This is a genomic window from Bacillus timonensis, assembly GCF_004799755.1.
Taxonomy (GTDB): domain Bacteria; phylum Bacillota; class Bacilli; order Bacillales; family Bacillaceae_L; genus Ferdinandcohnia; species Ferdinandcohnia timonensis_A.
Genome location: NZ_SLUB01000078.1, coordinates 1 through 13,900 on the forward strand (window position 1 = coordinate 1; position 13,900 = coordinate 13,900).

General features: G+C 37.9%; 16 protein-coding genes and 1 pseudogene. 6 read left to right on the forward strand and 11 right to left on the reverse strand.

The genetic code is table 11. The features are described from left to right. Positions 1 to 79: 79 nt before the first annotated feature. The 5 genes from E1I69_RS22300 to E1I69_RS22320 all read right to left on the reverse strand — a co-directional run bounded on the left by E1I69_RS22300 (position 80) and on the right by E1I69_RS22320 (position 3,198). Positions 80 to 634: a nitroreductase family protein gene (locus tag E1I69_RS22300; RefSeq protein ID WP_136381731.1), complete on the reverse strand. Its 555-nt coding sequence runs from the start codon at positions 632 to 634 to the stop codon at positions 80 to 82. A 501-nt stretch (positions 635 to 1,135) separates the two neighbouring features. Next, complete coding sequence (locus E1I69_RS22305; RefSeq protein WP_136381732.1) at positions 1,136 to 1,321, reverse strand: type Z 30S ribosomal protein S14; 186 nt, start codon at positions 1,319 to 1,321, stop codon at positions 1,136 to 1,138. Between the two features lie 130 nt (positions 1,322 to 1,451). Next, a complete protein-coding gene (locus tag E1I69_RS22310) occupies positions 1,452 to 2,591 on the reverse strand; it encodes a zinc-dependent alcohol dehydrogenase (RefSeq protein ID WP_136381733.1) in 1,140 nt (379 codons plus the stop codon). Between the two features lie 18 nt (positions 2,592 to 2,609). Continuing rightward, positions 2,610 to 2,972, reverse strand: coding sequence for a spore coat protein (locus E1I69_RS22315; protein ID WP_136381734.1), 363 nt, complete (start codon positions 2,970 to 2,972; stop codon positions 2,610 to 2,612). A 10-nt stretch (positions 2,973 to 2,982) separates the two neighbouring features. Continuing rightward, a complete protein-coding gene (locus E1I69_RS22320) occupies positions 2,983 to 3,198 on the reverse strand; it encodes a spore coat protein (protein WP_136381746.1) in 216 nt (71 codons plus the stop codon). A gap of 185 nt (positions 3,199 to 3,383) precedes the next feature. Between E1I69_RS22320 and E1I69_RS22325 the strand changes: the two genes are divergently transcribed. After that, positions 3,384 to 3,593: a hypothetical protein gene (locus E1I69_RS22325; protein WP_136381735.1), complete on the forward strand. Its 210-nt coding sequence runs from the start codon at positions 3,384 to 3,386 to the stop codon at positions 3,591 to 3,593. Next, positions 3,586 to 3,891: a spore coat protein gene (locus E1I69_RS22330; RefSeq protein ID WP_136381736.1), complete on the forward strand. Its 306-nt coding sequence runs from the start codon at positions 3,586 to 3,588 to the stop codon at positions 3,889 to 3,891. The genes E1I69_RS22325 and E1I69_RS22330 overlap by 8 nt, the downstream gene beginning before the upstream one ends. Positions 3,892 to 3,955: 64 nt before the next feature. Here E1I69_RS22330 and E1I69_RS22335 read toward each other — a convergent pair whose 3' ends face one another. Further along, entirely contained in the window at positions 3,956 to 5,689 is a 1,734-nt protein-coding gene (locus tag E1I69_RS22335) for an ABC transporter ATP-binding protein (RefSeq protein ID WP_136381737.1), read from the reverse strand. A gap of 362 nt (positions 5,690 to 6,051) precedes the next feature. Between E1I69_RS22335 and E1I69_RS22340 the strand changes: the two are divergent. Together E1I69_RS22340 and E1I69_RS22345 are read left to right on the forward strand one after the other, a co-directional pair. Beyond that, positions 6,052 to 6,910: pseudogene (locus E1I69_RS22340) on the forward strand (manganese catalase family protein). 149 nt (positions 6,911 to 7,059) lie between these two features. Beyond that, positions 7,060 to 7,527 (forward strand): hypothetical protein, encoded by a 468-nt coding sequence (locus E1I69_RS22345; protein ID WP_136381738.1) that lies wholly within the window; start codon positions 7,060 to 7,062, stop codon positions 7,525 to 7,527. A gap of 46 nt (positions 7,528 to 7,573) precedes the next feature. On the opposite strand, the gene E1I69_RS22350 is transcribed toward E1I69_RS22345, so the two are convergent. From E1I69_RS22350 to E1I69_RS22360, 3 genes are all read right to left on the reverse strand, one after another. Beyond that, complete coding sequence (locus tag E1I69_RS22350; RefSeq protein ID WP_136381739.1) at positions 7,574 to 8,482, reverse strand: AEC family transporter; 909 nt, start codon at positions 8,480 to 8,482, stop codon at positions 7,574 to 7,576. 93 nt (positions 8,483 to 8,575) lie between these two features. Continuing rightward, on the reverse strand, positions 8,576 to 9,112 hold the full coding sequence (locus E1I69_RS22355; protein ID WP_136381740.1) for a hypothetical protein: 537 nt from the start codon (positions 9,110 to 9,112) through the stop codon (positions 8,576 to 8,578). A 417-nt stretch (positions 9,113 to 9,529) separates the two neighbouring features. Beyond that, a complete protein-coding gene (locus E1I69_RS22360) occupies positions 9,530 to 10,288 on the reverse strand; it encodes an SDR family oxidoreductase (protein ID WP_136381741.1) in 759 nt (252 codons plus the stop codon). Positions 10,289 to 10,475: 187 nt separating this feature from the next. Between E1I69_RS22360 and E1I69_RS22365 the strand changes: the two genes are divergently transcribed. Beyond that, the gene (locus tag E1I69_RS22365) at positions 10,476 to 11,084 is read left to right on the forward strand and encodes a TetR/AcrR family transcriptional regulator (RefSeq protein WP_136381742.1); all 609 of its coding nucleotides are present in this window, start codon (positions 10,476 to 10,478) and stop codon (positions 11,082 to 11,084) included. A gap of 64 nt (positions 11,085 to 11,148) precedes the next feature. On the opposite strand, the gene E1I69_RS22370 is transcribed toward E1I69_RS22365, so the two are convergent. Further along, positions 11,149 to 11,943, reverse strand: coding sequence for a pentapeptide repeat-containing protein (locus E1I69_RS22370; protein ID WP_136381743.1), 795 nt, complete (start codon positions 11,941 to 11,943; stop codon positions 11,149 to 11,151). A gap of 103 nt (positions 11,944 to 12,046) precedes the next feature. After that, a complete protein-coding gene (locus E1I69_RS22375) occupies positions 12,047 to 13,288 on the reverse strand; it encodes a translocation protein TolB (RefSeq protein ID WP_136381744.1) in 1,242 nt (413 codons plus the stop codon). A gap of 254 nt (positions 13,289 to 13,542) precedes the next feature. On the opposite strand from E1I69_RS22375, the gene E1I69_RS22380 reads away from it, so the two are divergent. Next, positions 13,543 to 13,836 carry an EthD family reductase gene (locus tag E1I69_RS22380; protein WP_242634678.1) on the forward strand — a complete coding sequence of 98 codons (294 nt, stop codon included), beginning with the start codon at positions 13,543 to 13,545 and terminating at the stop codon, positions 13,834 to 13,836. The last annotated feature ends 64 nt before the right edge of the window (positions 13,837 to 13,900 follow it).

Consider the following 13,900-nt stretch of genomic DNA (forward strand, 5'->3'; position numbering starts at 1 on the left):
AGATGTGTATAAGAGACAGCAACTATTTTTTAAACAAACATATTTATTTCATGTGAAAGTATCTTCTTTAAAATACAATCTACCCTATCCATTTTGTAAATGTTTCGAATGACTTTCTCTTTCCTTCCGGTAAACTACGCAACGGAAAACCAAAGTAGAGGAATCCAAGAACTTCACCTTTCTCAGATAGGCCGAAGAATTCCTTCATTAATTGATCATAGGTTGGCTTCCCTGTTCGCCAGAATCCCGCAAGTCCTAAGCTATGTGCTTCCAGTAACATATTTTGAATACAAGCGTATGTTGCACCATATTCTTCGATTTTTAGAGCCTTGGGATTCTCACTTGGTTCAACAGCAACCGCAATAATCACTGGGGCCCGGAATGGTTTGGCTTGAATCTTTTCAAGCTTTTTTTCCTCAGTTTCACCATTTTTCTTGGCTATTTTAAGTAAAACTTCACTAAGGCGGTTCCTTCCGTCTCCTTGAAAGACAAAGAAACGCCATGGTTCAGTCCTAAAGTGACAGGGAGCCCACGTCCCAGCTTCTATGATTTTTTCTATTTTTTCTCTCTCCACATTTACATCTTTCACAAGCCCAAAACTTCGACGTGTCCTTATTGCTTCATGAACATCCATACAACCCCTCCTAGAATTGATTCTTATTAGAGTTTATACATACAAAAGTCTAAATAGTATATAAACATGTATTTGGGAATCTGAATCTGTAATCCAAATAGCGTTATCTTGCATTTTTTTCTTTATTATAGGTTTTGGCTTATTAAGATGATGAAATCGCAATTTTAAATTTTATTTAAATAAAAAAGCCACTACTCAATAAGTGGCTTTTAGAAAAAGGTTTTAACGATGTCTTCTTGTTTATTACATTCTGTACAGATACACTCTATTTCTAAAGCATCTTCCCTAAATTTGTGGGTAGTCTCCTTTTTGCAATTTTTGCAATATCTTTGTTCTGCGCTCTCTTTCATATAAAGTCAGTCCTTCCCTTTAGCGAAAAATGATCCATTTATTATAGTTTGCCTTTCTATTGAAAAATCAAACATGATCTTTATCATCGGCAGGAAATATCTGGTATAACTTATAAATAATAAAAAACCCTCCACAACAGAGGGAAGGATCTTACCAACTAGCTTTTTTCACACCTGGTATTTGTCCCTGATAAGCTAATTCACGGAAACAAATACGGCAAAGCTTAAACTTACGATATACAGAATGAGGACGACCACATCGTTCACATCGTGTATATTCTTGTACTTTATATTTAGATGGACGCTTTTGTTTTGCGATCATCGATTTCTTTGCCATATCAATACCTCCTAAAAATAAGATGAGGTAGGAGAGTTGAATTATTATAACGCTAATGTAACTAGTTGAAAACAGGTAAATTTTGGTGACCGTATAAAGCTTTGGATTCCATCCAAAGCCACCTTTTACTTTAATGTGGTTTCAACACAACCTTTATACAATCATCCATTTTTGTATCGAACAGCTCATACCCTTTTTTCGCTTCAGATAATGGCATACGATGCGTTACAATATCTGAAAGATCTACTTTCCCTTCAGCTACCATTTGATATAACTTGGGAATAATCGGGATAACATGGGCTTGTCCCGTCTTAAGTTGAACATTTCTTTGAAAAATATCACCTAGTGGAAAGGCATTATATCTCATTCCATAGATGCCCGTAAGCTGAATCGTTCCACATTTTCGAACGGCTTGAGCTGCTGTTACAATAGCACCCATTGCCCCACCATGAAGTTTTAATCCAGTTGCTAAAAATTCAAGTGGGGTCATTTTCCCATCCATTCCAACACAGTCAATCACAACATCTGCTCCACCTTTTGTGATTTCCTTTAAGTATTCTCCAATATTAGGCTGGGACTCAAAGTTAACAATCTCAACTTGATTTGTTCGTTTCGCATGTTGCAAGCGATACTCGACATAATCTACTGCAATGACTCGTTTCGCGCCTTTTAGCCAAGAAAATTTTTGTGCGAGAAGACCCACTGGTCCACATCCAAGAATAATGACAGTATCCCCTTCTTTTACCCCAGCGTTATCCACACTCCAATAGGCAGTTGATGCTGCATCGGAGAGAAGGACTAACTGCTCATCTTCAATCTCACAGTCATCTGGAAGACGAAACGGGGTAGAGTTCCCATATGGAACTCGTAAATATTCTGCTTGTCCCCCGGCATATCCACCAGTGGTTTCGGAGTACCCGAAATATGCTCCCATATCCCCATGAGGATTCGCTTCATCACACTGGCTCGTATAGCCTTGATTACAATACCAACACGTACCACAGCTAATATTAAATGGAACGATGACCCGGTCACCTTTTTTCACATTTGTGACTTCAGGACCGACTTCTTCAACAATCCCCATGGGTTCATGCCCAATAATAAAATTTTCAGGCATGTTAGGAATCATCCCATGGATTAGATGTAAGTCAGATCCACAGATTGCAGAAGTCGTGATCTTTACAATGATATCGTCCGGCTTTTCAATTTTTGAGTCTGGAACATCTGTTACGGCAACGTCCTTAATTCCTTGATAAGTAACTGCTTTCATAGTAAGACTCCTTTAGCTTTATTTAAATGGCGTGGCAAAGGTACCACGTCTATCTGTATCGATTGGAAAGAGTGTCATATCAGCAATACTTAGAGCCATATCAGCAGATTTTAGATCGAGTTCCACCTGCTTACCAAGATCGTGGGGATATAACCACCCTTTTTCAAGCATGAGTTCAACTGTTTCTTCATAAAGGTCAATAGCCGCATTCATTTGGTTCAAAAGCGTTGTCCTTACTACAGGGCTCGCTGTTTCTGTTAATGTTACGGCATAATACCGAATTCCAGTTTTTACTGACAATAAAAAATCAAGTGCAAATGCAGAATCAGCCATCTTTGGCATTCCTTCAGCATATTTGGGATCTAAAAAATCCTCATTCATCGATTTCACCTCATTTTCGATTCGTCCTTGCTCCTTCATATAGAGCTTTTAATTCTTTAATTGCTGTAACAGATTGTTCTACATCCTTTTGCATGAGTTTCTTCAAATCATTATCAAAGCAAATCCCTTGCATGAGTTTCGATTTCATTAAACAAATTGTTTTAAAGTTTAACATTTCGTGCAAATCCATTGTTTCATGATAGGCCAATTCTGTGTGCTGTACCATTGCTTGCTCCTTTCTCAATAAAACATAGTCTCCATTTATGTTTCTCTATACTAAGTATTATTACTACTCGATGAAATGACTTATTTTTTACCTTTACTCCTTGAATTTACCTATTCACTTCGAAGGGAAAATTGAATGAAACTTGTTAGATTAGTCATGATATGAGAAAAGAGGAGGTTGTACCAATGACGAAATATATGGCTCTTCATGAAACACTTGAGGTACATGAATTACTGACTTTTAAAAATCTGTGTTTAACAAAATCGGTTACGATGAGTGGTCTTGTCCAAAATCCCGAATTAAAAACGATACTTGCTAATGATATAGATTCAAGTACTAAAGGTATTACGCGGTTAAAAGAACTCATAACAGATAGGGGTAACAAAGATGAATGATTTATTTAAAAATATAATGGGCATGGGCGGTATGACAGATAAGGTAATTGCCACTGATTTCTTAATCTCCACAAAAGCAGGCATACGAAATTTGGCATTTGCTTTAACCGAAACAACCACCCCTGAAGTAAGAGCTGTTTTACGTGAGGAATTGAATAATGCCGTTCAAACTCATGAAAGAATTTCCAATTATATGATTGATAACAGCATTTACCATCCAACTAATTTATCGGAACAACTACAGGTAGATTTACAAATAACAGATACAGCCTTAAACTTAGCGCAAGCGAAACAATAGCTTGACCAAAAAAGGAGTTGGTATTGTTCCAACTCCTTTTACTTACATCACTATTATTTGACTTTTATGTCAGTTGCTGTTCGGCAAAGCTTCGGTACAACTCATGCGACTCAATCAATTCCTGGTGCGTCCCCTTCCCTGTCACCATTCCTTTTTCGATGAAAATGATTTGATCGGCATCAACAATCGTCGATAATCGGTGAGCAATCACAAAGGTGGTACGTCCTTCCATTAGTCGTGAGAGTGCCTCTTGTACAATGCTTTCGGATTGGCTATCAAGGCTTGCCGTTGCTTCGTCCATCATGAGAATTTTGGGATCTCGAAGAAATGCTCGTGCTATCGCGATTCTCTGTCTTTGACCACCTGATAATTTGACTCCGCGCTCGCCTACTTCTGTATCCAATCCATTTGAAAAGGCACGAATAAATTCATCGGCATAGGCCATTTTTGCAACATCCCATAGTTGTTCATCTGTTATTTGTTCTGCATTTTTCAAGCCATAGCATAAATTTTCCCGAATGGTTCCGGCCATCATCGCACTTTCCTGAGAGACATAGCCAATTTGACTTCGCCATGATTCTAATGAAAGTTCGTGAATCGGTGTGTTCCCAATCCGGATTGCACCTGAAGTTGGCTCGTAATAACGTTCCAGTAAACCAAACATCGTCGTTTTACCGCCACCACTTGGTCCAGCAAAAGCGATCATCTGACCAGGCTTCGCTTCAAATGAAACATCTTGGATAACCGGTTCCTCTTCACTGTAGGCGAAGGATACATGTTCAACATGAATAGGTAAATTTGCAATATCGATTTCTTTTCCATTTTGCCCTTCCTCTAATGGAAGTTCAATGATATCAATAATTCGCTCTGTCGCACCTTTTGCTTTTTGAAGTTGAGTGAAGAACATTGCGAATGATGTGATGGGGAAAATGATTTGAAACAGATAAAGTAAAAAGGCAACGAGAGAGCCTGTTGTCATAGTACCGTTTGCAACGCGTATTCCCCCGTATCCGATTATAATAACAATAACGATCATGACGATTGTGTACATAATCGGACCGATTAGCGCGAATATCCTCGCCTCTTTTAAACCATAGGTAAGTAGATTTCGAACCCCGCTGATTCCTTTTTCTTCTTCAAAACCTTCAGCAGTTGAGGATTTCATTAAGCGAATCTCACTAATGGTTTGTTGAATCCTACCTGAAAATGTCGCGGTTTCATCCTGCAACCCACGTGAAATTTTCGCCATCTTTTTACCAAGTGGCATCATGATGATCATGGTAAGTGGGACCGAAATGAGCATGAGAAGCGTCATTTTCCAGTCCATGATGAGAAGAATAATAATTGCCCCAATAATCGAAATGACTCCGGTGATAAATTGCGGAAAATGTTGTGAAATTAAATCCTTAACAATGCCAGTATCATTTACGACTCGGCTGACAGATTCTCCGCTTTGTTGCTTATCAAAATAACGGACTGGCAAACGAATAAGCTTTTCCCACATCTTTTCACGAAGGCGTGCTACAATGCGTTGCCCAACTGCAGCAAGCATGTAAGTCGATACCCCATCTATCACAGCCTGTAAAATAAACACGGCTGCAATCACTGCAACAAGTGTGGCATTAACGGAAATCCCGGAAAACCCATCAACAAGCTCCCGCGTTAATAATGGTATCGACAGTCCAACAAATGTTGTGATAATACTCCCGAATAACCCTACTGTTAACGCTGCCTTTGGTATATTCGTCGATAAAATCAACTGAAAAAACGGCTTTAACCCATTCTCTTTATTTTTCATTATCGAAACTCCTCAATAAAAACTTTATCCCTTACGTACGAACTAAAATAAAAAAAGTTACACGGTAAATACATTGTCCTATGTATTCCTCTTTATATCATAACCTTTTAATCCTCATTTCTACTAATCGGATACACATGTGGATGCTGTTAGTTGAACAATTGAATCTTGGCTTTGTGCTTTCCAATTGCTCAAGAAACCCTTACCCCTTCTTACCATAACCTTTCCATTAAACAATGACAAACACCCAATTTTTCAAATCAAAACACCTAATTTTCTCTTCTACATATTCTGAATAACATAGGTAATTAAGATAAGAGCCTAAAAAACAAAATTATCTAATTAATGGAGGTTACCCTACAATGTTTTATCATATTAAAGAATTACAATACCGAGCTAAACCTGAACGTCCAGATCCAATTTTTGCAAATCAGCTTCAGGAAATTTTAGGGGGGGCAATTTGGTGAAATATCTGTCGCTCTCCAATACTTATTCCAAGGATGGTCCGTTCGTGGTGCCGATGGAAAATATAAAGATTTACTCATGGATACAGGAGCTGAAGAACTAGCCCACATTGAAATGCTAGCAACAATGATTGCTAGATTACTTGATGGTGCTCCTGTTGGTGACCAGGAAATTGCCGCTCAGGACCCTGTAATCGGGGCTATTCTTGGTGGTATGAATCCACAGCATGCTATCGTATCTGGCCTTGGGGCGATGCCTGCTGATAGTGTTGGAAACCGTTGGACAGCTGACTATATTATTGCCAGTGGCAATCTGCTAGCTGATTTCCGAGCTAATTTAAATGCTGAATCACAAGGGCGTTTACAAGCTGTTCGATTATATGAGGCAACAACTGACCGTGGTGTAAAGGATATGCTTTCCTGGTTAATCGCAAGGGATACGATGCATCAAAATCAGTGGATAGCAGCAATTTCTGAACTTGAATCAAAAGAAAATATTGTGGTACCTAGTACATTTCCACGTGAGTTGGAGAAACGTGAGGTTTCTCATGTATTATTCAATTTCTCTCATGGAAACGAGAGTGCTACAGGGAGATGGGCAAACGGTCCAAGTATGGATGGTGAAGGTGTGTTCAAATATGTAGAGAACCCTCAACCATTTGCCAAAAAGCCAAAATTGCGTCCCGCACCACCTTATATACACGACACATTACCGGCCGTTCTACAAAATGGTCTCATACCACCAAACATGTATTAACCGAGTTAACCACACCATGGGACAGAGGGACAGGTTCAGTGTCCCCCGTGCGGCAATAAACAATGAACTTGCTCGCTATCTCCTTGTCTCATCTTTTGATGCACCATTTGCCATGAACGCCCATAAAATGGTGTAAATGAGGTGTTCTTATGAAAAGATGGGTAAAGATCCTGATTTTAGCGTACCTTTCCCTTTTATTTTTTGGAAGTTTTTTAGCTGTAGGTGCCATGTGGATTGGTGTGTTTGAAGAAACATATCCTAAGTTATCAGAAATTGAACGCTTTTTGTATTATTTTTTCGCCGGCTCCATTGGCGGATCGCTAAGGCATCTATATATGTTTTGTTCCCATTATATGAATGACGAATTTATCGATCCCCGGCACTGGATCATGTATATATTCTTTCCGCTGTTTGCAACAGGAACGGCTGTCATCGCTGTCAACCTCATCCAAAGTGGCATTTTAATGATTGACTTCGCTGATAATATTGATGGCCCCTATGCTCAGGTGAGTGTCGCCTTTTTTGTTGGATTCGGCTTTAATCGTTTTCTTAATAAACTAAATGAGATTTCAACAGGTATGTTTGATATGAAAAAACAAGAAAAAAAACAGGACTGAGTGTCACAAGCTCAGTCCTTTCAATTTTCCCGTAGTGGGACTATTTTTAGATAAAATTCGCAAATACATATAAAATAACAATACTCACTAAGATGGTAATATTCGTTGCATTTGCCATTAATCGAATACTCTCGTTGCTATATTTAAACTCAACCGCAAACGGAATTGACGATGACGCTACCGGAAGTAACAGACCAATTAAGATCGTGTAGCGAAACTTATCATCGTACGGAAGTAGGAATAACAACGAAATCCCAACAAGTAAGCCTACCCCGTAACGGAATGTTAAAAACTTCAGCATCGGTTTTACAAATTGTTTTTCAAATTTAAAATTCAGGTAAAGACCCAATAACAGTAAGCTTAATGGCATATTGGCTGCTGAAAGGCTACTCGCTACCGCAATCACCATATCTGGTAATTTAATATGACTGAGATTTAAAATACTTGCAAACACGTACGTCATTAACGGAATTGATTTCACCAGTTTTCTTCCGATTTCCATTGGTTTTAAGCTTAACCCATCCTCTGAAAAGTAACTCCCTAAGATATTGGCAACACCAAAGACGATGACAGAGGTTCCCACATCAAACATACTAAAATATGTCAATCCATTCATTCCCCAAATCGCATAAACAAGTGGAAATGCGAACAAACCGACATTAAACCCAGAAGACATCATCAAAAATGATCCCTTAAGCTCTCTTTCCTCATTTTTAAAAATAAGCAAGCCCAAAAATGAAACAACAATACCATAGATCAGTACAATTACTGGGATTAAAATAAGGTTTATTTCGATTTCAATCTGATCGAACGTCACAAGCACAAGTGCTGGAAGCGTAATTTTAAAGATAATCTTTGCAATTACCTCTCCATCCTTCTCCTTCAACACGTGTATTCGTTTCAATACATACCCAAGTGCAATAATTATTAAAATATAAAGAAATTCCTCATTCATCACAGCATGCTCCTCTAACTATCTAAAAATACTATTCTAGTATACAGCATGCTGGGACAGAGGGACAGGTACCGCGACCCATCAAAATGACATTTAACTCATGATCCTTTCAAGATGATCGAGTAAAAACTGTTTACCAATGTCATTAAAAACGACTTGTTTGTATTCTCTGTTGTTAAACTGTCTTGTCACTAATTCGATTCCATACCCTTCAGATTGATCGTTCGTAATCGTTCTTGTGTTACCGTTCTCAGTTGTTTCTTCACTCAAAATTCCTAGTGTTTTTAACCTTCTATTGATTACTTTACCGTTTACCTTCTTGCTTTTATTTTCATCAATTACTTCATTTACTGCCTTGGCAAAAACATTTATACCTATTTTTCCCGAAGGTAAAACAATACAACTTTTTTCCTCTGAAGTTATAGTAAATGCTTTGGGTTTCTTTTTCTTAATTGGGGTATTTGGTAGGTGCTCTAAATACTGGGATAGGAAAAATAAAGGTCTAATTATTCCGGGGCTATTTAAGAAGCTATCATTACTGACTTTTTCACCTGTGAGTGGATTAACACCATTTGCTAAAGCTTTGATAATATTCTTAGATTCTATTAATCTTTCATGGTCTTGGTTCATAACATCTCTCCTTTTTTTATTCTATCTTGGATTAATTCCTTAGATAAACGATATTTTTTTATTCAGATTATATTTCGACAAAAATTTCTAGATTCCTCTTAAACTTACTGAAATAATATCGCTATTTTTAAAATTTCTGTTCCCTTTTAAGACTTGAATAAAAGCAACTCATCTTGGAAAAATAAGGGACAGAGAGACAGAAATGGAGGTATAAAAAATGTTAAGGGATTCAAAAGTAGACGCAAAAGGACATATTAAAAATAACCAAAAAGATTCTAACAAAATGGAAACACCTAATACAGAATCAAAGGAAAACGATAAAAAATAAATAGTCATCGCTTGGGACAGTGTACCTGTCCCCGTGTCCCAAAAGCTGCTTGGGTCCAATTCACATCGATCCAAGCAGTTTATTATCTATTAATACGCTGTCCAACCAGCATCCCCAGTGATGACTGTTCCGTTTACGAAACTAGCGTCTTCTGATGCTAGGAATAGTGCAATTTTGGCGATTTCTTCCGGTTTTCCATTACGTGGATTTAGGGCCAAACCTGGCATAATACGCCCCATTCCAAAATCACTTCGACCTGTCATGGATGCACTGATGTTAGTTTCAACGCCTCCTGGTGCAATTGCGTTACAGCGAATACCACTCTGTGCATACATAAACCCAGTGTTTTTTGTAAATCCAACAACCGCATGCTTAGAAGCTGTATATGCAGCACCCGCTCTTGCACCCTGAAGTCCGCCTGCAGAAGCTACGTTGATAATAACCCCGTCTTTTTTATCTAAAAAGATTGGCAGTATTTTACGTGTTGCACGCATCACACTCGTTGTATTAACCGCGAAAATTCTTTCCCAGTTTTCATCTATAATTTCTCCAGCCGGTTCAAAGTTGTCCATAATTCCTGCATTATTCACCAAAATATCTACTGTGCCATACGTATTAACAGCTGTATTAATTAAGTTTTGAATGTCTTCTTCTTTAGCAACGTTGGTCATAACCGCGATTGCGTCTCCACCGATGGCTTTAATTTCTTCAACTGTTGCTTTTGCCGCCTCGATATTAATATCAGAAACGACTACCTTCGCACCTTCTTTTGCATAAAGAATCGCAATTACTTTCCCCATACCTGAGGCAGCGCCCGTAACAACCGATACTTTATTCTCAAGTTTCATGTCCATTCCTCCAATTATGATAGAATGCATTTTAATAAACAGTTGTTTACTAATCAACAACTATCTCTAGTATAATTAACTTAATAGAACGTTTTCAATCAGCAAATACAAGCTTAAACGTACATTAATAAACAAAACCATATAAAATTGTGCATTATCTTTAAATGTCATACATTGGAGGGCAATTATGTCTATTAACAATAACTATATTGATAGAAGAATTTTGAAGTCAAAACGAGCCATGAAGGATGCGATGTTAGCTTTAATGAATGAAAAGGATTTTAAGGAGATTTCGATTTCGGATATTGTACGTGAAGCAGACCTAAACCGGGGTACATTTTATAAGCATTATCAATATAAAGAAGACATTCTGCATGAAATCATGGATGAGGTTATCGATGATTTGATTCAATCCTATCGAGAACCCTACAAAGGGGTTGAAAGTTTTGAGATTAAAAAACTCTCTACGTCAGCAGTTAAAATATTTGACCATGTCTATAAATACGCAACTTTTTATGCACATATGGTCAAAACTAGAACCTTAACAGGATTTCAAAATAAGTTCTGTTTGGTGTTAAAGGAACTCGCTTTGTCTGATTTACACAACACGCTCACCAATCCCAAAATTGACAGAGAAATTCATGCCAATTATCAAGCATATGCAATTTTAGGAATGGTCATTGAATGGATCAATAGTGGATTTAAGTACAGCCCCCACTTCATGGCAGAGCAACTCCTTGAGATTATTAAGTATAATCGGGCAGAATCAGTCGTGAAGACAGTCATTAAAAAATAGGTGGGTCAGAGGGACAGGTACCTCGTCCCAGCTTGGGTCAAGGTACCTGTCCCCTCGTCCCGCATTATACCCAATGATCCGGTCTTTTTAAGTAGTCAGGTATTTTTGTATGAACATTTCCATTTGCTCCATTCAATTGGGATTGTGTTAGAAAAAGTGCACCTGTTAAGTTCGCATTGCCTAAGTCGGCATCTCTGAGGTCTGCCCCAATAAAATCCGCTTTTCGTAAATCTGCATGACTTAAATTCGCTGCAATCATCAGGGCTCCTCGTAAACTAACCCCTTGTAAATTTGCTCGCTTCAGATTTGCTCCTACGTAATCTAAACCTCTGGATTTTTTTTGAGGAAAACCCTTTCGATACACTTCACTAGTCTTCAATAACAACTGATTAACCTTACTTCGATGCGCACCAATATCTAAATTCAAAATTTCTTCAGGCGCTTTCTCTGTTAGTTGTACCGTTTCTGTATACATGTCTTGAAGGCTTAAATGAAATGACTGTGTTTCCTTAAGTCTTAGGGCCTGATCGAGATACCAAAGCATTTCATGAAGTTGTTGAACGAGTGAAAATACCGCAAACATTTCGATGGCACGCTCTGAATCATTTCTCCAATCTTGACCGCGATAGATCAACTGTGATACATGTTGTCCTGCTCCAAAGCACTCATAGGAAACACATCCACGAAACCCTTTTTCCCTCAAATGATCATGTATCTTACAACTATTATCGGAACATAAATTTCGACATGGCTCACCACTGCCTTTACTCAATGGGAAATCTGCTGATTTCGCAAAAGGTAAGGCTACACAACACAACCCGAAACAATTCGTACAATCTGACTTCAAATAATCATTCATTCCATCACACTTCCACATACAGTTTCACTTAATTCAAGTATAAATGAAAGACGATTCATTGAATACAGTTAAATTGTAAGTTATAACCAGCTTCTATTTTGGGTCAATGTACCTGTCCCCGTGTCCCATCCTTTCGCGAAAAAAATGTTGGAGCAGAATCCACATTTTTAAGCCAGATTTGCTTTTGACCGCTTAAACCATTTTTCACCCATACATCCCCTTTATTTTGCTCTGCCGCCTTTCGAAACCAAGAAAGGTAGGAATCAACCACTTGAGGACTTTCATCAATTTCATTCTCACGAGGGAATGAAATTTGTTTCTGCTCCCCTGTTTTTATGTTGATCGCGTAAAGTGAAGTGAACATTGTAGGTACAGGTCCCTCTTTCCACTCTTTATTTTCCTTAGCACGAGTCACTATCACCACATCTTTTGAGAACCATTCCAAATCAAGGTCTACAAATCCTTTAGGCGTATACTCTTTCTGTTGTTTAATAATTGGGATATCAGCTACCTTCATTTTCTTATTCTCAACAAAAAATCTTCCTTCTCCTGAAATATAGGCTAATTGATTAGTTGTTGGAGCCCACTTAAACCAATCATTAAACCCCAACATTTTTCCTACTGCCTGAAATTGTTCTCCTTGTGATGACAGGACACATAATGTGTTGCTATCCATAGACCAAGAAGCTGTAGGTATCAGTAAAAAACTTACCCATTTTCCATCTGAACTCCATTTAAAATAATCAGCATCAATCCCGAACAAATCAGGTTCTTTCGTTTGAATCGTAAAAAAATGCTTCATTTTTTCTTTCGAAAGATTGGCATCTACCGGAATTCTAAAAAGAGGGATAGGGCTCCACCCTGTAGGAAGTAAGTTTGATTGTGATGAAACAATAAATTCTTTCCCATTTGGGAACCACTCAAAACCGCCAACTCCTAGTGAGACATTTTCAAATCCTTGCGGACGCCCATTTTTTATTTTGGTGACATTTAAGAGCCCGTGGTCAGTGTAGGCCAGCTGATTTTTTATCGGGGACCATTTAAAATCAGATGTTACAACCCTTACATAAGGTTGGTAAATCTCCTGTTTCTTTGTATCATAAATGAACAAATCCGATTTTTCGCCCTTTTCATCCCCATCAATAAAACCAATAAAACGACCATCAAATGACCATTTCGGATCATTCACATAACGGTCCTTTGTAATTTGGATTTCTCGATCACCTGTTTTAACCCACAGCTGGTGATCACGTATAAATGCAGCTGTTAGTGGTACTTCTGCACTTGCTATTATTGAAAAGTGACAAAAGATGAGAGTTGTTAGTAATAATAGTCGAATACCCATATTCAATCCCTCCTACTAATAGAATTCACCAAACTATTTGTAGGAATGCTAAGGGATTTTTAAATGGGTGCAAAAAAAATGGACTGCTACTGCAGTCAACTGTCGAGGAATAGGATTTTCACTCCTTTTAAAAATGAATCTTATATAACTTCCAGACTAATAATTCTTAATAAAGAACAACTAAAGAATAATCTCCTGAAAAAAGAATATATTCTACTAGAAATAGTAAAAAAGGAGTGAGTGAATTGGCGAAAATGATCATTATGTATGAGGAGCCAAAGGATAAAGAGGCTTTTGATAAGCATTATTATGATGTTCATGTTCCATTAGGCCGTAAAATCCCAAACATTATAAAAGATTCCGTTCATCGTGTAGTTGATTCTCAAAATACGAATTTAAACCTATATCTAATAACTGTCTTAGAGTTTGAGAATATCGAAAAACTAACTGAAGCCTTTTCAAGCCCAGAAGCAAAAGAAGCGGAAGCAGACGGTCCAAATCTATTTCAATACTTACATACGCCACCGATTATTACGATTGTGGAATAGCTATTTTTAATAATAGGTCCACTTCCTGTGGATACGTCTTTGTACCTGTCTCTTATACACATCT